The organism is Thalassospira sp. SM2505 (assembly GCF_054901115.1).
In genome coordinates this window covers 3,002,426-3,019,856 of the sequence record NZ_CM142731.1, presented here as the reverse complement: position 1 = coordinate 3,019,856, position 17,431 = coordinate 3,002,426, and the positions used below count along the sequence as shown (strand labels likewise).

At 53.4% G+C, this 17,431-nt stretch carries 14 protein-coding genes; 6 read left to right on the top strand and 8 right to left on the bottom strand.

Translation table 11 applies throughout. The features are described 5' to 3' along the window. Positions 1–14 precede the first annotated feature (14 nt). The 5 genes from ACTU44_RS14235 to ACTU44_RS14215 form a co-directional block, all read right to left on the bottom strand. The gene (locus ACTU44_RS14235) at positions 15–2,897 is read right to left on the bottom strand and encodes a methyl-accepting chemotaxis protein (protein WP_462095717.1); all 2,883 of its coding nucleotides are present in this window, start codon (positions 2,895–2,897) and stop codon (positions 15–17) included. Between the two features lie 203 nt (positions 2,898–3,100). Continuing rightward, a complete protein-coding gene (locus tag ACTU44_RS14230; protein ID WP_114097332.1) occupies positions 3,101–4,213 on the bottom strand; it encodes an ABC transporter ATP-binding protein in 1,113 nt (370 codons plus the stop codon). A gap of 4 nt (positions 4,214–4,217) precedes the next feature. Beyond that, on the bottom strand, positions 4,218–5,105 hold the full coding sequence (locus tag ACTU44_RS14225; RefSeq protein WP_114097333.1) for a carbohydrate ABC transporter permease: 888 nt from the start codon (positions 5,103–5,105) through the stop codon (positions 4,218–4,220). Continuing rightward, entirely contained in the window at positions 5,098–6,006 is a 909-nt protein-coding gene (locus ACTU44_RS14220; RefSeq protein ID WP_114097334.1) for a carbohydrate ABC transporter permease, read from the bottom strand. The genes ACTU44_RS14225 and ACTU44_RS14220 overlap by 8 nt, the downstream gene beginning before the upstream one ends. 97 nt (positions 6,007–6,103) lie before the next feature. Next, positions 6,104–7,366 (bottom strand): ABC transporter substrate-binding protein, encoded by a 1,263-nt coding sequence (locus tag ACTU44_RS14215; protein ID WP_336081294.1) that lies wholly within the window; start codon positions 7,364–7,366, stop codon positions 6,104–6,106. A gap of 671 nt (positions 7,367–8,037) precedes the next feature. Between ACTU44_RS14215 and ACTU44_RS14210 the strand changes: the two genes are divergently transcribed. Continuing rightward, positions 8,038–8,202, top strand: a complete 165-nt coding sequence (locus ACTU44_RS14210; RefSeq protein ID WP_114097336.1) for a DUF1127 domain-containing protein — start codon at positions 8,038–8,040, stop codon at positions 8,200–8,202. A 116-nt stretch (positions 8,203–8,318) separates the two neighbouring features. On the opposite strand, the gene ACTU44_RS14205 is transcribed toward ACTU44_RS14210, so the two are convergent. Further along, on the bottom strand, positions 8,319–9,893 hold the full coding sequence (locus ACTU44_RS14205; protein WP_462095716.1) for a cryptochrome/photolyase family protein: 1,575 nt from the start codon (positions 9,891–9,893) through the stop codon (positions 8,319–8,321). A 267-nt stretch (positions 9,894–10,160) separates the two neighbouring features. On the opposite strand from ACTU44_RS14205, the gene bfr (ACTU44_RS14200) reads away from it, so the two are divergent. The 5 genes from bfr (ACTU44_RS14200) to ACTU44_RS14180 all read left to right on the top strand — a co-directional run bounded on the left by bfr (ACTU44_RS14200) (position 10,161) and on the right by ACTU44_RS14180 (position 14,753). After that, on the top strand, positions 10,161–10,637 hold the full coding sequence (bfr, locus tag ACTU44_RS14200; protein ID WP_114097520.1) for a bacterioferritin: 477 nt from the start codon (positions 10,161–10,163) through the stop codon (positions 10,635–10,637). 21 nt (positions 10,638–10,658) lie between these two features. Continuing rightward, entirely contained in the window at positions 10,659–11,150 is a 492-nt protein-coding gene (gene bfr / locus ACTU44_RS14195) for a bacterioferritin (protein WP_114097338.1), read from the top strand. Between the two features lie 201 nt (positions 11,151–11,351). Then, positions 11,352–13,847 carry a heavy metal translocating P-type ATPase gene (locus tag ACTU44_RS14190; protein ID WP_462095715.1) on the top strand — a complete coding sequence of 832 codons (2,496 nt, stop codon included), beginning with the start codon at positions 11,352–11,354 and terminating at the stop codon, positions 13,845–13,847. A 1-nt stretch (position 13,848) separates the two neighbouring features. Beyond that, positions 13,849–14,232, top strand: coding sequence for a Cu(I)-responsive transcriptional regulator (gene cueR / locus ACTU44_RS14185; RefSeq protein WP_114097340.1), 384 nt, complete (start codon positions 13,849–13,851; stop codon positions 14,230–14,232). 38 nt (positions 14,233–14,270) lie between these two features. Next, the gene (locus ACTU44_RS14180) at positions 14,271–14,753 is read left to right on the top strand and encodes a c-type cytochrome (protein WP_462095714.1); all 483 of its coding nucleotides are present in this window, start codon (positions 14,271–14,273) and stop codon (positions 14,751–14,753) included. An 85-nt stretch (positions 14,754–14,838) separates the two neighbouring features. Here ACTU44_RS14180 and ACTU44_RS14175 read toward each other — a convergent pair whose 3' ends face one another. Then, positions 14,839–15,951, bottom strand: a complete 1,113-nt coding sequence (locus tag ACTU44_RS14175) for a PAS domain-containing sensor histidine kinase (protein ID WP_462095713.1) — start codon at positions 15,949–15,951, stop codon at positions 14,839–14,841. Between the two features lie 22 nt (positions 15,952–15,973). After that, on the bottom strand, positions 15,974–17,239 hold the full coding sequence (locus ACTU44_RS14170; RefSeq protein ID WP_462095712.1) for a D-amino acid dehydrogenase: 1,266 nt from the start codon (positions 17,237–17,239) through the stop codon (positions 15,974–15,976). Between the last annotated feature and the right edge of the window lie 192 nt (positions 17,240–17,431).

Genomic DNA, 17,431 nt, shown 5'->3' with positions numbered 1-17,431 from the left:
TTCAGGGTGGTTAATCACCCTTTGCGAATGTCGCTCAGGAAATTGTCGACTTCGCGCTGGATGTTGGTGGCCTGATGGCTCAGATCCTTGGCAGAAATCAGGACATTGTTTGAAATCTCGCCAGTTTCGATTACCACGGACTTGGCAGCCATCACGTCATCGGCGGCCCGACGGGTGGTGTCATTGGCGGCCTGCGCGTTCTGGGTGATTTCATGCGTTGCAGATGCCTGCTGTTCAACCGCACTTGAAAGGGCCGTTGTGATGTCATCAAGCTCGTTGATCGAGGTGGTGATGGCACCAATTTCATCACTGGCACTTTGGGTGGCGTTCTGAACAGCCTTGATGCGCGCACCAATATCGGCCGTGGCCTTGGCCGTTTGATCGGCAAGGTGCTTGACCTCGTTGGCGACCACGGCAAAGCCCTTGCCGGCATCACCGGCACGGGCTGCTTCAATCGTTGCATTGAGGGCCAGCATGTTGGTTTGCTCGGCAATATCGGAAATCAGGGTCACCACATCACCAATTTCATCGGCAAGCTTGTTTAAGGCCTGAACGCTTTCGGCACTTTGAACAGCCCGTTCCGATGTTGTACGGGAGATACGGGTTGAATCTTCCATCTGACGACGGATTTCACTGATTGAGGCCGCAAGTTCCTCGGCGGCGGCGGCAACCGTTTCAACGCTGTGCGCAGTGGCCTGTGTGGCCTCCGCAGCACTTGCTGAGCGATCCGCACTGGTTGTGCTGCGCTCCGAAAGAGTTTGGGCAGATGCGTGCATGCCTTCGGACGCATGGGCGATGTCCTCGGCGAGTGATTTGATCCGGCTTTCGAAATCATCGGCAAGTGCATTCAGGGCCGCCTGTCTTTCCTGTGCTGCGGCTTCGCGTTGTTGCGTTTCACGCTGCTGGGCTTCGACCACTTCGGCGGCATTGGCCCGGAATACTTCGAGCGTCTTGCTCATTTCCGTTAATTCATCCCGACCATTGTCATTGATCGCGACATTGGTGTTGCCTGCGGCAATTTCGGCCATCGCAAACCGTATGCGTTCAAGGCGGTTAATCAGGCCGCGACCAACATAGATCCATGCCAGAAGCCCCGCCAGAACAAGTGATCCAATGCCAAGGGCGCTCAGAATGATGCGTCCCTGTGTTATTGCCTCAGCGGATTCAACCGTGACGGCGGCCGATTGTTTGCTTGCCGCTCCGGCAACGCCCTGCACCCCCATTTTTTCGACAGCAACCCGAACATGATCGAGGGCATCGGTTGCGGATTTCCATGCTTCGATGGCCTTGCGTTTGGGTTCGAGAACCGACAACCCGGTCAGGGTTTCAGCCGTTTTGGTGATGTCTGTGGCTTCGGGGGCGTTTGTGGCGATGGCTTTGCTTGCCTTGCCAACATCGGAAAGACGGTTTTCAAGCTGGCTCAGAGTATCAAGGTCGCTGGCGGAGGCTGCCTGATTTTGATAGCCGATGGCAAGGTTGCCCGCCGCTTCAAGGCGTACCATCGTAATCAGTGCAGCCAGTTCTTTTTCCATCAAACCGCTGATGGCCGAACGGCTTTGATCCTGAATGGCGACGGCCCGGTCACGAAGCCCCGTATCAGCAGCCTCAACTACCGGTGCAATTGCGTCCCGGAATGCCTGATGGGCGACAAAAAGCTGTTCCTTTCGTTCGGTGGCGAGCCGCGACCAGGTTTCGGTTGCACGCTGGATGGCTTCGAGTTCCTGCTTGCGCAGGTCAAACAATGCGCCGCGGGTAATGCCAAGGCGGAAAAAATCACCAGCGGGCTTTTTGAAGTCGGCGCTGATGGTTTCTGGAACCTTGCGGTTTTCCTTGTAGAATTCCTTGAACTGATCCTTGATCTTTTCGACGGTTTCGATGTCGTTTGCTGCGATCCCCGATACCATCATTGCATAAGCCTGCGAAATGATGGCTTTCATCTGAAAACCGTCAGAAGCGGGCAGGGCGGCGCCATCAATCTGTGCAATCAGTTCGCCAAAGGCCTCATGAAGGCGGCCTTCAAGTCCCAGGCGTGCCTTGCGAAAAACTTCGCTGGATTGCGTGGTGGCGGTAAGTTCGTTTTTGCGGATGGCAAAGATATTATTGTCACCCACACCAAATCCCAGAAGATTTTCCGTGATTTGTGCAAGATCATCAGAACCGGACGCAGAACCAAGTTCGGACAAGGTCGCGCTGGTGGCGTCAAAACGGGTTTTCAGGGCTTCGATAGTGTCGGCATCGTTGGCGTTGGCGGCTTCGATCAGGATGCTGACCAGAAGATTACCCTCAGCCTGCAAAGTCAGGGCTGAACGCAATGTGCCGACCTGATCGGTGATCAGGGTATTAAGGTTGTCAGCAGCCGAATTGATGACATCATTGCTGCCATCGACCAGTTCGCGGTTGGCGGCATTGACCTTGCCTGCGATGGTTTTCAGAAACCCGTCATGCTGGCTGCGAAGATCATTGATAGCTGCATCAACGCCGGTATCGAATTCCTTGCGGTTCGCCGATGCGGTGATCAGTGCATTCAGATCGGGATCAAGCGATTGGGCTATGTCGGAGAACGGCGAGTTCTGCGTTGCTTCACGCAGGTCCTTCATGCGGCTTTGCGCCGTTGCAGACAGGGTGTCCATATCGGCATTCGGATTTGTCGCCATTTCAGAGGCAAGAACAGCAATCGCACTGCTTTCTTCTGCGGCACGCAATGCCTGTGCAACAGATGAGGTCTTGGTGACTGTATCAAGTGCCGAGCTGATCCGTTCGATGGAGACGATACCGACGATGGCTGCGATGGCGGTCATTGCCGCGATCGCGCCAAAAGAAGCACCCAGTTTGAAACGGATTCCGAGCCCTTTGGTTTCATTGACCTGTTTTTCGGTCGCTTTTTTTCTGGTCGTCATAGACCTTTCTCCCTAACTACGTGAATTTATTGTTGTTTTCACGTGGATTTGTGATCGACCGACTTCTTTGGTCCGGTTCGATTAACTTGGCATCTGAACGTTTTGAAAAAGCGTGGGTATGTAAAATATCAGGGCAGTGGCAACGCAAGAGCTGCCCAAAAAGAAGAATGGCGGGTGGCCCCCAGAACCACCCGCCAATCAGATCAGATCCGCAACTCGGTATCCGGGTCAAACAGACTGATCTGAGACATGTCGGCCGAGAATGTCATGCTCTCGCCCGGTGTCGGTGCGCGGTCCGGGCGGACGCGTGCGACGATTTCTTTACCCGCAATTTCAATCACGGTCATGGTGTCGGCACCGGTTGGTTCGATCACTTCGACCTTGCTGTCAAAGTTCACATACTGGCTGCCCGGTTCATCCGAACCCGTACGTTTATGGGTCAGGGCTTCCGGACGGATGCCAAAGACAACCTTCTTGCCTGCATATGCCTTGTAGCTTTCCGGTGCTTCGAAAAGCGGAAGGGTGATCGGGTTGCCTTCGCGTTCGATGGAAACGGCAAGCTGACCGTTATTATCGATCAGGGTCGCATTCACGAAGTTCATGGACGGAGAGCCGATGAAGCCAGCAACAAACATGTTGTTCGGGCGCTCATAGATGTTCTGCGGCGTATCGAACTGCTGAAGGATACCGTCTTTCATGACTGCGATACGCGAAGCCAGGGTCATGGCTTCGATCTGATCGTGGGTCACGTAGACGATGGTCGATCCAAGACGCTGATGCAGCTTTTTGATCTCGGTGCGCATATCAACGCGCAGCTTGGCATCAAGGTTGGAAAGCGGTTCGTCGAACAGGAAGATGTCCGGATCACGAACAAGCGCACGGCCCATGGCAACACGCTGGCGCTGACCACCCGAAAGCTGGGAAGGTTTGCGATCAAGAAGCGCCTCGATCTGAAGCAGTTTGGCAACGTCGGCAACTGCCTTGTCGCGTTCCTGCGCAGATACACCGCGGATTTCCAGACCAAAGGTGATGTTCTTGCGAACAGTCATGTTCGGGTAAAGCGCATAGGACTGGAACACCATGGCGATGTTACGGTCTTTGGGATGCACGTCGTTGATAACGCGGTCCCCGATGCGGATTTCCCCGTCGGTTGAGCTTTCCAGACCTGCAATCAGGTTCAAAAGGGTCGATTTACCGCAACCTGACGGACCGACAAGGACGAGAAACTCGCCATCTTCAATCGCCAGATTGATTTCCTTGAGAACTTCAACAGGGCCAAAGGCCTTGCGAACTTTATCGAGGGTGAGTGATGCCATTTGCTTATCCCTTCACCGAACCGGCGGTCAGGCCGCGGACGAAGTATTTGCCTGCCAGGACATAAACCAGCAACGTCGGAAGACCGGTCAGCAGGGCTGCTGCCATGTCAACGTTGTACTGTTTCACGCCGGTAGTGGTGTTGACGATATTGTTGAGTGCGACTGTCATCGGTGCATTTTCGCCAGAGGCAAAAGACGCGCCGAACAGGAAGTCGTTCCAGATCTGGGTGAACTGCCAGATGACCGAAACCACGATGATCGGGGTCGAGATCGGCAGAATGATGCGCCAGAAAATGGTGAAGAAACCCGCCCCATCAATGGTGGCTGCCTTGACCAGTTCATCCGGGATCGAAACATAGTAGTTCCGGAAGAACAGGGTGGTGAAGCACAGGCCATACACGACGTGGACCATAACAAGCCCCGGGGTCGAGCTGGCAAGACCAAGCTTGCCAAGAACCTGTGACATCGGCAGCAGAACGACCTGGAACGGAATGAAGCAACCGAACAGCAGCAGGGCAAACACAATGTTCGCGCCCTTGAAACGCCATTTGGTCAGTGCATAACCGTTGATCGCACCAAGGAAGGTCGAAATCAGAACAGCGGGGATCGCCATTTTGACCGAGTTCCAGAAATAGATTTTGATACCTGTGCATTCAACACCGACGCAGGCTTCGTTCCATGCATAATTCCATGCATCGAACGTCACAACGCGCGGCAGCGAAATCAGCGACCCTTCGCGGATCTCGTCAAGCGACTTCAGGGAAGTCGAAACCATGACGATCAACGGGAACAGATAATAAGCTGCAAACAGGATCAGTACGAGATAGAGCAACCCGCGCAGCACTGTGTTTTTCCAGCCTGCGTCGTGGCTATAGGTCTGAAGATCAGCCATTTTTCTTGCCTCCGCGCAGTTCGGAATACAGATACGGCACGATGATTGCCATAACGGTTGCCAGCATCATCATGGCACTGGCCGCGCCAATACCAAGCTGGTTGCGCTGGAAGGCCATGGTGTACATGAAGGTTGCCGGAAGATCCGATGCGTAACCCGGACCACCGCCGGTAAGCGCAATGACAAGGTCAAAGCTTTTAACAGCAAGGTGGGCCAGAACGACGATCGCACTCAGGAAGACCGGGCGGATCGACGGAATGATAATACCGAAATAGATGCGGGGCAGGCTGGCACCGTCCATGTAGGCTGCGCGAATAATGTCCTGATCGACGCCGCGCAATGCTGCAAGGAACATTGCCATGACAAAACCCGATGCCTGCCAGACAGCAGCAATCACAACGGTGTAGATTGCCATGTCGGAATTGACCAGCCAGTCGAACTTGAAGCTCGTCCAGCCAAGATCATGCATCATGCTTTCCAGGCCAAGCCCCGGATTGAGAAGCCATTTCCAGACGGTACCGGTCACAATGAAGGACAGGGCCATCGGATAAAGGAAGATCGTGCGAAGTACGCCTTCGGCGCGAATGCGCTGATCAAGAAGAACTGCCAAAAGGCACCCGATGATCAGGCAGGTCACGATAAACAGACCACCAAAGACCAAAAGGTTTTCAATGGCAACATGCCAGCGTTCCATTTGCCACAGGCGTTCATACTGTCGCAGGCCTGCCCAATCCCAGACGGGAAGCATGCGCGACTTGGAAAACGCCATATAGCCGGTCCACAGGATGAACCCGTAGACGAAAAACAGGGACGCAGCAAAGGACGGTGCAACAACGATCTTTGAAAGATGACGCTGAATACTGGCCGTCAGGTTGCTTTCGGTGCTTTGAGAAGCCCCCATACCCTTTGCCTCAAAAGTTAGATGTAGCGGGAAGCAGGCCCCGGAAACCGGGGCCTGCACACTAATCAGTCGATCAGACTGTTCAGATCAGATGAGATTAGTCTTTTGCCAGTTCAACGGCTTCGACCAGACGCGAGACGGCTTCGTCAGACGACATGTCGGAGTTGAAGTGGGCAGTGACAACGTCAACGATCGCACCCGAAAGGTGACCACGAAGCGCCATACCATGTGCCATGGACGGCAGGAAGCCGCCAGCGTCCTGGGCTGCCAGAAGGTCAGCTTCGGATTTCTTCGCGCAATCGTCGAACTTGTCGAGCGGAACGCCAAGACGTGCCGGGATCGAACCTTTGAGAAGGTTGAAGGTTTCCTGGAACTTCTGACCAACGATCAGCTCGGCTAGAAGTTTCTGGCCAGCAACCTTGTCGTCGCCAGAAACGTTGAACATTGCAAAGCTGTCAACGTTGAACAGGTAACCGTTATCCGACGGAGCAGCCGAGCAGATGAAGTCTTTGCCCGGTACTTTGCCAGCAGCAAGGAATTCGCCCTTTGCCCAGTCACCCATGATCTGCATGGCGGCTTCACCATTCATGACCATTGCGGTTGCAAGGTTCCAGTCACGACCCGGGAAGTCGGCATCGACATAACCACGGATTTTGCGCATCTGGTCGAACACCGCTTTCATGGTGTCGGATTTCAGAGCGTCTTCGTCGAGGTCAACCATTGCTTTCTGGAAGAATTCCGGACCGCCAAGGCCAAGAACGACGGTTTCAAAGATTGTCGCATCCTGCCAGGGCTGACCACCATGGGCGATCGGCGTGATGCCGGCTGCTTTGAGTTTGTCAGCAAGAGCGTTGAACTCGTCCCAGCTTTTCGGAACGTCGGTTGCGCCAACTTTTGCCAGAAGGGTCGGGTTTGCCCAGATCCAGTCAATACGGTGAATGTTCACCGGAACAGCAACATAGTCGCCTTCATATTTCATGACGTTCTGAATTGCCGGCGGGATAACCTTGTCCCAGCCTTCTGCTTCGGCAACGTCATTGAGATCAGCAAGTGCGCCCTGTTCGGCCCAATCCTGAATCGCCGGACCTTTAAGCTGAACAGCTGCAGGTGCGTCGCCAGAAAGAACGCGCGAACGCAGAACGGTCATGGCTGCGTCACCGCCGCCACCAGCAACCGGGCTATCAACCCATTTGCCACCATTTGCTTCGAAATCTTCTTTGAGGGCTGCAACAGCTTTTGCTTCGCCGCCCGAAGTCCACCAGTGCAGAACTTCAGCGGTCGGCTCGGCATGAGCAAAGCTAGCAGTTGCGAGTGCAGAAATCGCCACACCGGTGGCGAGGATGGTTTTGCGCAGATACATTTAGGTTTCCTCCCTGGCTTTGAACCATTTGCAGCGACAACATGCTTTGAGAGGGCATTCAATGCATCCACAAAACTGTAACAGGGCGTTTCCAGAACGCGAACTGAAACAATCTGTTACAAAAATAATTTGGCGTATCGTAAATATATTGCAGGGCAGCAAAAACAATTAGGGCGTTTGTTTGCATGACAGATGTGATGTGTGTTCACAAATGATGTCAATTCGATCCGGAATTCAATCTTTTGAATGGCTACTGGGCACAAATAAAGGGGGTCGGAGTCTACCGGAGTTGCTCAAGGCTTGTGTGCCAACTTGTCAATAAACGGCCTCACCATCATGGTTGCTTTAACAGCGGGCCTGATTGATCGGTTTTCTGGTGAAAAACAGATCAATCGGGTGTGGGAATGTTGCGGTGCAACTTTTGGTGATGCGGAAGATGCGCTGGGTATCGGCATGACCAAACTGCATAGCTGTAAACTTTTGTGGCCTATGTCGGAGGTGTGAGGGGATATATGTGACAAAATGGAATAGATGATGTGCAAACTTTGGTAATTGAGGATTGAATGCTGTTTGGGCATATTGCATTGCGAAACTACTGAGGCGAATGCGCCAGACAGTTGGAGGTCTCCTCCAAGGCGGCATTCAAAATTTGTAACCCAAGGAGGTTCAACATGTTCCTGTCCAGTATTCTTGTTGCTGTTCGCCGTTGGGCCTATGCACGTTCGGTTGCGAATGAACTTTACGGCCTTGATAAGCGCGATCTTGATGATGTCGGGATTTCCCACTGGCAGATCAAAGACGTTGCTCGTAAAGCCGCTCGTGACGCGATTGCATAACGCCAGCGCAATTTAGGCTCCCGACCTTCGGGAAAGCCAATGCGGAAGCCGGACATCAGTCCGGCTTTTTGTGTATCCGGGCTGTGGTTTCCCGCAGCTTTGCTGAGGCCGTTTGGTTAAAGCAATTGTCTTTGACGGCTACGTAAACCCGTCTCGTTGCTGTCGAGCTTGTTCAGGAACGCATTTGCCTGGGCAATAAGGCTTTCTTTATCGGCATCCTTCATACGTGCCCAGTTCCGGTAAGCCATGCGCAAGCGAGCATTGTTGCCAAGTTTATCGACATTGCGATCAAGAAAGTGCCAGTAAAGCGCATTAAAGGGGCAGGCGTCTGAACCGATATTTTTGCGCGGATTGAACGGGCAGCCCTGACAGTAATCAGACATCCGGTCGATATATTTGCCACTCGCGGCATAGGGTTTGGAGGCCATGGTGCCACCATCGGCATAAAGCGCCATACCAAGTGTGTTGGGCAGTTCAACCCATTCAAGTGCGTCAATATAAACTGCGAGATACCATTCGCAGACCTCCTGAACAGAAAGGCCGGTCAGGAGCGAAAAATTACCAATCACCATCAGGCGCTGTATGTGATGGGCATAGGCATTTTCAAGCGTTTCGCCAATCGCTTGCTTCAAACAATTCAGCGATACATCCCCGTCCCAGAAAAACGCGGGCAGGGGGCGTTTTGCTTCAAAATGATTGCGGGTGACGTAATCCGGTCCCATGAACCAGTAAAGCCCGCGAACATATTCTCGCCAGCCAAGGATTTGGCGAATGAATCCCTCAACCGCATTAAGGGGGGCCTTGCCGTCGTGATAGGCACGTTCGGCCGCACGACAGACTTCATCAGGCAACAGCAAGCCGATATTGATATGGGGACTGATCAGTGAGTGATAGACCGTCGCACTTTTGACAGTCATGGCATCCTGATAATCACCAAAGCACGCCAGACGATGGTCAATGAAATGATCCAGTGCCATCAGGGCATCCTGTCGTGTCACTGCCCACCCAAAGGATTCAACCGAACCAAGCCCGTCGGGAAAGTCATCATAGGCCAGATCAAGCAGGTCACGGGTAACGGGATCGGGGGCAAAGGATTTCGGGGGAAGTGGTGTAAGGTCATCGGGCAGAGCTTTGCGATTATCGTGATCAAAGTTCCATTGCCCGCCAGCCGGTTTGCCATCGGGTTCCATCAGAATCCCGGTGTTCCGGCGCAAGCCGCGATAGAAATATTCCATGCGCAGTTCTTTGCGACCCTTTGCGAACTCTTCGAATTCCGAAAGCGGGGCAAAGAAACGATCATCGGACCGGATTTCAAGTTCCACATCAGGAAGAGACGACCAATTCTCTATTTCCTGACGAACCCGCCATTCGCCGGGTTCGGTGATGATAACCTTTGAAACGTCATGCTGATCAATCGTGGTCCGCAACGCGTCGGTAAAGCTTTTGGTCGGGCGGGTTTTGTAGTCATAATAATCAACAACAAACCCTTCCTCCCTGAGCGCTTTGGCGAAGTGACGCATGGCAGACAGAATCAGAACGATCTTTTGCCGGTGATGGGGAACATAGGTTGCTTCGGCCTGCGGTTCCGCCATGACAATCAGATCTGTGTCGGGATTGGCATCGGCAAGACTTGAGACGTCGCGGGTCAGTTGATCACCAAGCACAAAGCGGATGGTTTGATAAGTCGTCATCGGGATTGCATGCAGCCTGATTGGGGAACGGATACGAGTCGTACGAGGCCGTTGGGTCAAAAGATCGCAGGCAGGTGATTTTTTGCAGAACCGATTTTCATTCGCAGGCAAAAAACTGCGAATGATTTTTACTCAAGCAGCATAAATGACCTATTTCCAGAAAAAGGCCTAAATTATTGATAATGGTAATCAAAGGCGCGCTTTTCTCTTGAAACGGGTGGGGGCTGTTCCCAATATCATGGAAGCCCAACCATCAGGAGAGCCATGATGAAAGGTGATCCCAAGATCATCACATACCTTAATCGCATTCTGACAAATCAGTTGACTGCGATTAACCAGTATTTCCTGCATGCCCGGATGCTGCGCGACTGGGGTGTCGAAGAAATGGGCGAATATGAATACAAGCTTTCCATCAAGGAAATGAAACGTGCAGATGATACTATCGAGCGCATTCTGTTCCTTGAAGGTCTGCCCAATCTTCAGAACCTCAACAAACTCATGATCGGCGAAAATGTTCAGGAGATCGTCAGTTGCGACATGAAGTTCGAACTGGCATCCCTGCCGCTGCTGCGCGAAGCAATTACTGCCTGCGAAAAGGCCGAGGATTTTGTCACCCGCGATCTGCTGGTGAAATTCCTTGAAGAGCAGGAAGAGCATGTCGACTGGCTTGAGACCGAAGAATGGCAACTCGAACATGTCGGTATTGCAAATTACATTCAGAGCCGTTCAGGCGACGGCGACTAATCAGATCAGGAGCTTAACGCCATGAAGGGTAGCAAGAAGGTTATTGCCGCACTCAACAAACAGCTCACAGCCGAGCTGTCCGCGGCGGACCAGTACAATACGCACGCAGAAATGTATGCCGACTGGGGCCTGCATTCGCTTTATGAGCGCATGCACCATGAAAAGGACGAAGAGCTTGAACACGCAAAGCGTTTGATCGAGCGTATCCTGTTCCTTGAAGGTGTGCCCGATACCGCGTCACGTGAACCGATCAAGATCGGCAAAACCGTTCCCGAGATGATGAAAAATGATCTCGAGCACGAATATCACGTCATCAATCTTCTGAAAAAAGCGATCAAGATTGCCGAAGCAGAGGACGATTTCCAGACCCGCCAGATGCTGGTCGGACTGCTTGATGACAGCGAAGAGGATCACGCATACTGGATCGAACAGCAGATCCGTCTGATCGATATGATGGGGCTTCAGAATTATATTCAGTTCCGTGCAGCAGGCGAACCAAGCCCGCACGGATAAGAATTATCAAGCCTGACCCGATAAGAACCCCGGACATGATCCGGGGTTTTTTCTTGCTTTTTTCAATGCGCATCTCGACTTCGTCCATTCCGATTTTTTTGTCTTGACCTTCCAGTTGCTGGAAGGTCTATCTTCGCCCATATCAAGAATAGGGTCAGCTACGGCATAGCGACAAAATATGCGGAGACCCTCCAAACCAGATTGAGGTTACGTGATATGGATGGCCGGATCGAAACAGACGAACGCGATGCAGCGGCAAGTGCGCCAGCGTCGCCGTCCCATCAGGATGAAGTCACCTTGCCTGTCGACGGCATGACCTGTGCCAATTGCGCCGGACGGGTTGAAAAGGCGATTGCCGGACTGGATGGCGTTGCCGAGGTAGATGTCAATCTTGCGCTGAATTCAGCACATATCCGCTTTGATACAGACAAGCTCGATACCGCACGGATTGCGGCCACCATCAAGGATGCCGGTTACAGTGTGCCGCAGCAGCAGCTGTCCTTTGATGTTGATGGCATGACCTGTGCGAACTGTGCCCTTCGCGTTGAAAAGGCACTGGCAGCGATGCCCGGTGTTACATCGGCGAGTGTGAATTTTGCCCTTGAGCGCGCAGACATAGAAGTACTGCCGGGCAAGGCAAACGATGCCGCCGTGATCAAGGCGATCGAAGATGCAGGGTATCACGCAACATCGCGCAATAAATCTTCCGGTGCCGATCAGGATGTCGATGGCAAATCAGCATCAGGCAAGGTGGACAAATCCCTTGTGTTTCTTGCAGTGTCAGCGCTTCTGACCGCGCCGCTGGTGTTGCAGATGGTCTGGATGAACCTTGGTGTGACTTACCATTTGTCTGCCTGGGTCGAACTTGCCCTGGCAACGCCGGTTCAGTTCGTGATCGGTCACCGTTTCTACAAGGGGGCGTGGGCCGCGCTGCGTCATCGCAGCGCCAATATGGACGTTCTTGTCGCGCTCGGAACGTCAGCCGCCTATTTCCTGAGTGTCTATAACATGGCGGTCGGCCAACCCGGGGAAATGCATCTGTATTTCGAGGCATCGGCTGCCATTATCACCCTTATCCTTGCTGGCAAGATCATGGAAGAACGCGCCAAGCGTGGCGCATCCGCCGCCATTCGTGAATTGATGGCGTTGCGTCCGCGTCGTGCGCGCAAGCTGGTAGAGGGTGAAGGTGAACAGGATGTCGCCATCGAAAGCCTTACGGTCGGCGATATCGTTCGTGTACTGCCGGGCGAACGTTTGCCCGTCGATGGTACTGTGGTTGCAGGTGAAAGTGAACTGGATGAAAGCCTGATTACCGGCGAAACACGTCCGGTTGCCCGCGTCGCGGGAGACGGGGTTGTTGGTGGTGCTGTAAATGGCACCGGTCGCCTTGATATCGAAGTGCGTGCCGTTGGCGATGACACCACGCTATCGCGGATTATTCGTCTGGTTGAAAAGGCCCAGACGGGCAAGGCCCCGGTTCAGAAGCTGGTTGATCGTGTATCATCTGTTTTCGTGCCGATTGTTGTCGTCATTGCCCTTGCGACGCTTATTGTCTGGTTGCTGATGGGCTATGGGGCAGAGGCATCAATTGTGGCTGCTGTGTCGGTGCTTGTGATCGCATGTCCCTGTGCGCTTGGTCTTGCAACCCCGACGGCACTTGTCGCCGGAACAGGCAGTGCGGCACGGAACGGCATTCTGATCCGTAATTTTGAGGCGCTCGAACAGGCCCATAATGTTGATACGGTGATTTTTGACAAAACCGGCACCTTGACCGAGGGCACGCCGACGGTGCGTGACGTTTGCGCCGGGGATGGCATGGATCGCAATGAAATGTTGCGTCTCGTGGCCGGGGTTCAGGCTGCAAGCGAACATCCGTTGGCACGTGCGATTGTCTCACTTGCAAAGGACGAAAATATTGTCCTGCCCGAGATTGAGGACTTCAAGGGCAAAACCGGTGCAGGCGTCCTTGCCAAGGTTGATGGTCGCGCGGTTGCCATTGGAACCGAGGCGTTGCTGACCGATCAGGGCATCCAGTCGCTTTCTGATAAGGTTGCCACTGAAATCAAACAACATGAGAGCGAAGGGCGTACCGTCGTTCTGGTGGCGATTGACGGTGCCTTTGCCGGATATATCACCCTTGAGGACCGCATTCGTGAAAGCGCGAAACAGGCAATTGCCGATTTGAAGGCGCGCGGTATTTCGTCGATCATGCTTTCGGGCGACAGCCAGGACGTCGCCAGTCACGTTGCCCGCGAACTGGGGCTGGAGCGCGGCGAAGGTCGTATCCGCCCGCAAGACAAGGCGCTTGAGGTCGAGAAACTCCGCAAACAGGGACGTCGTGTCGCCATGGTTGGCGATGGCATCAATGATGCACCGGCATTGGCAGCAGCAGATGTTGGTATTGCGATGGGTGGTGGTACGGATGTTGCCATGGAAACGGCGGGTATCACCTTGATGCGTTCGGATCCGGCACTGGTGTCGGCTGCGATTGACATATCGATCGCAACCCGGCGCAAGATCGCCCAGAACCTGTTTTGGGCTTTTGCCTATAACGTGGTGGGTGTGCCACTGGCGGCACTTGGTGTTCTTAGCCCGGCAATTGCCGGTGCTGCAATGGCGCTGAGTTCGGTTTCGGTGGTTGGCAACTCCCTGACGTTGCGGCGCTGGAACGTGCGCCGCCAGAAGAATGGGGAATAAAATGAATATTTCCGATGCAGCAAAGAATTGCGGACTTCCTGCCAAGACCATTCGTTATTACGAGGATATCGGTCTGGTAAATCCGGGCCGGATGGAAAACGGCTATCGCGACTATGGCGAGGATGACCTTCATAAATTGCGGTTTCTGCAACGTGCGCGCGGGCTTGGATTTTCGGTCGAGGATTGCCGTGTGTTGCTGTCACTTTACGAAGACCGCAACCGGGCATCTTCGGACGTCAAGGAAATTGCCAAAACCCATCTGGGCGAGATCGAACGCAAGATTGCCGAATTGCAAAGCCTGCAAAAGACCTTGTCTGATCTGGTTCATGCCTGTCACGGTGATGACCGGCCCCATTGCCCCATCATCAATGATCTGGCGCGCTGATCGCGCGCAGAAAGACGTCTTCAGAGAGAGAACAAGCAGTGCAAAACAAAAGTGTTATGGTGTTGGGGGCGGCAGTCGGTGCGGCCATCATGTACGGGATCGTAAGTTTTTTTGGGCCGCAATCCGGACAGATGCAAAATGTGGAACTGCGCCCTGATGACCTGAAACTCGTGGCACTGGGCAAAAAGGTCTATGACGCCAATTGCGCTTCATGCCATGGGACAAAATTCGAAGGTCAGGCGAACTGGCGTGAACGTGGTGACGATGGTTTGCTGCCAGCACCCCCGCATGATGAAACCGGTCACACATGGCATCATCCCGATGCCATGTTGTTTGCCCTGACCAAATATGGTCCGGCGGCAATTGCCGGCAACGATTACAAATCGGCCATGCCTGCCTATGAGAACACCCTGACGGATGAGGAAATCCTTGCCAGTCTGTCCTATATCAAAAGCCGCTGGCCAGATGAGATCAGCCAACGTCACGACCAGATCAACCAGTCAGCCGCACAGCAACAGTAACTCTCGTCAGGCAGCTCCAGAAAATGACAAAGCCCGCATCAGGACCACCGGTGCGGGCTTTTGATTTGTCTGAATTCGGGAATGGTCAGGTACGTGGCAATGTGATGCGCACCGTGGTGCCCTTGCCAAGGTCGCTTTCGATGCTCAAGCGGCCGCCATGCAATTCAACAAGCAATTTGGCAAGTGGCAGGCCAAGACCGGTTCCGGCACTTTCCTTGACCCCGGATGGGTGGAGTTGCGAGAAACGGGCAAGCGCACGGGGAATGTCATTCGGGCTCATGCCGACACCGTTATCGGCAATCGAAATGGTGATGTCATCGGGCGTCATGGAGAGCCCGATGGAAATGTTACCTCCATCCGGGGTGAATTTCGCCGCATTGCTCAGGATATTGATCAGAATCTGTTTGAGTTTCAGCTTGTCACAGCGCAGCAAGACGCTTTCGCGTGGCAAGTCGATTTCAAGGTTATGCCGACGTCGCGAAATGTCATCGTGAACAAGCTTGGCTGCTTCGTTGATGATCGTGCCAAGATCGACGTTTTCGGATTGCAAAGTCATCGAGCCAGCAGAAAGCTTGGAAACATCAAGAACATTATTGACCAGTTCAAGCAGATGTTTACCGGCCTCGTAAACGTCGCGTCCGCATTCGCGGTATCCGTCGGGGATATCGCCCAGAACAGCCTCGGCAATCAGCTCGGAGTTGCCGATGATCGCATTTAGTGGCGTACGAAGCTCATGCCCCATATTGGCAATGAAGTCGGACTTGGATGCGTTGGCATCGGCCTGATGGCGGTTTTGCTCCATCAGGGAACGTTCAGCCTGTTGCTGACGGTCATTTTCCAGAAGCGTCATCAAAACCGCTGTACGCGTTTCGTTGTTCTGGAAATATTCAAGCGGCGCGATGGAAAGATCGCAGACATGGCTTTCATTCGAAGCGCCGACAAGAACAATGTCCCCGCGCCAGGTCCGGCCGGATGAAAACACATCTTCAATATCGTTGATAAGGCCCCTGGACAGGAAACCGGCCTTGCGACCCAGCATGCGATCACGCGACACGCCGATCAGCCTGGCGATGGCTTCGTTACATTGCAGGACCAGTCCGTTGCGATCACAAATGACCGCCGCATAGGGCAGGGCGTTCAGAACAACCTGATCTGCCAATGGCACATTGGTGGTGCCAATCGGTGTATTGCTGGTCATTTCAGCCCCTGGTCCCATTGTTTTACAGTAACGCTCGTTTAAAACGCTCGATACCCAGCCCCGTAAGCGGGATGTCAGGTGTGCGATTGCTTATTACGTCGGCGATTGCCTTTGCCGACCCACAACTCATCGTCCAGCCCAGCGTCCCGTGCCCCGTATTAAGGTATAGATTATCATATTTAGTACCCCCAAGAATAGGGGCAGAATCGGGCGTTACCGGGCGTAAACCCGACCAGAAACTGATGGTCGATCGATCTCCGCAATTCGGAAATAATTCTAATGCTTTATCGACGATAAGCTGATTTCTTTTTGGTGACATTCGCAGGTTGTAGCCATCCAGCTCTGCGGTCCCTGCTACCCTGAGTTGGTTGCCAAGTCGCGAATACACCATTTTGACGCTGTCATCGATCAGGGCGGTCTGAGGGGCACCGTGATAACCGGTGGTATCAATGCTGATCGAATATCCCTTGCACGGATAGATCGGCGCATTCAGGCCAAGTGACTTCAGCAATAACGGACTATAACTTCCAAGACAGACCAGAAAGGCGTCGGCTGTAATGTTGCCCTGATCGGTTTGTACCGAGGTGATCCTGCCCTGATCACGGATCAGGCGTCTGATCTGTGTGTTGAAGCGGAATGTGGCGCCCTTGGTGATGCAATGTTCGGTCAGGCGTTCGGTAAATTTGCGGGCATCGCCGCTTTCATCATCGGGTGTGAAGCTGCCACCAACAATCGGGGCGTTGCTTTGGCGAAGGGCAGGTTCGATTTCATAACATTCGTCGGGACTGACGGTTTTCCGGTTAAGTCCAAGGTCACGCATCTGCGCAGTTGCCCGATCAACCGCGTCCATTTCGTAGGCATCACGGCAGACATGCAAAATTCCGCGTTCGCTGTGATCATAATCCAGATCAAGTTCGCAGCGGAGGGCGCGCAGGCAGTCGCGACTATAGGTCGCAACGCGCAAGGCCTTTTCAAGATTGATCCGGGCACGTCCATCGGTGCAATTTCGCAAGAACCGCAAGCCCCAGGCAAAAAGCTGCGGGTCAAAGCGCATGCGGACCAGAAGCGGTGCTTCCTCGCGTCCAAGCCATTTCAGGATTTGTTTCGGGGTGCCGGCATTGGCCCATGGTGTTGCATGGCATGCCGAAATTTGACCACCATTGGCAAAGCTTGTTTCCTGTGCACTTGCATGTTGGCGATCAATGACGGTGACCTGATGACCATTTTGCAAAAGATACCAGGCCGCTGTCGTCCCGATGACGCCAGCACCCATTACGACAACATGCATGCGGGCAAAGCCTTGTTGCGGAAAGTGCGTTCGTGAAGCAGCCCAGATAGATAGGACAATGCGTTATCTGTCTGACTTGCGAATTTGTTTGCAATATACTGTCGTGTAAAACAAATGGCTACCGGCGACTTTTGATCTTTTTTGCACCTATGAAAATGCGTCTGAATGATCGGGCGCAGTGATAAAACAGAC

Bases quoted from the DNA above. Each gene is read 5' to 3' on its own strand.
- ACTU44_RS14235 (WP_462095717.1), bottom strand. From the start codon at position 2,897: ATGACGACCAGAAAAAAAGCGACCGAAAAACAGGTCAATGAAACCAAA.
- ACTU44_RS14230 (WP_114097332.1), bottom strand. From the start codon at position 4,213: ATGGCATCACTCACCCTCGATAAAGTTCGCAAGGCCTTTGGCCCTGTT.
- ACTU44_RS14225 (WP_114097333.1), bottom strand. From the start codon at position 5,105: ATGGCTGATCTTCAGACCTATAGCCACGACGCAGGCTGGAAAAACACA.
- ACTU44_RS14220 (WP_114097334.1), bottom strand. From the start codon at position 6,006: ATGGGGGCTTCTCAAAGCACCGAAAGCAACCTGACGGCCAGTATTCAG.
- ACTU44_RS14215 (WP_336081294.1), bottom strand. From the start codon at position 7,366: ATGTATCTGCGCAAAACCATCCTCGCCACCGGTGTGGCGATTTCTGCA.
- ACTU44_RS14210 (WP_114097336.1), top strand. From the start codon at position 8,038: ATGTTCCTGTCCAGTATTCTTGTTGCTGTTCGCCGTTGGGCCTATGCA.
- ACTU44_RS14205 (WP_462095716.1), bottom strand. From the start codon at position 9,893: ATGACGACTTATCAAACCATCCGCTTTGTGCTTGGTGATCAACTGACC.
- bfr (WP_114097520.1), top strand. From the start codon at position 10,161: ATGAAAGGTGATCCCAAGATCATCACATACCTTAATCGCATTCTGACA.
- bfr (WP_114097338.1), top strand. From the start codon at position 10,659: ATGAAGGGTAGCAAGAAGGTTATTGCCGCACTCAACAAACAGCTCACA.
- cueR (WP_114097340.1), top strand. From the start codon at position 13,849: ATGAATATTTCCGATGCAGCAAAGAATTGCGGACTTCCTGCCAAGACC.
- ACTU44_RS14175 (WP_462095713.1), bottom strand. From the start codon at position 15,951: ATGACCAGCAATACACCGATTGGCACCACCAATGTGCCATTGGCAGAT.
- ACTU44_RS14170 (WP_462095712.1), bottom strand. From the start codon at position 17,239: ATGCATGTTGTCGTAATGGGTGCTGGCGTCATCGGGACGACAGCGGCC.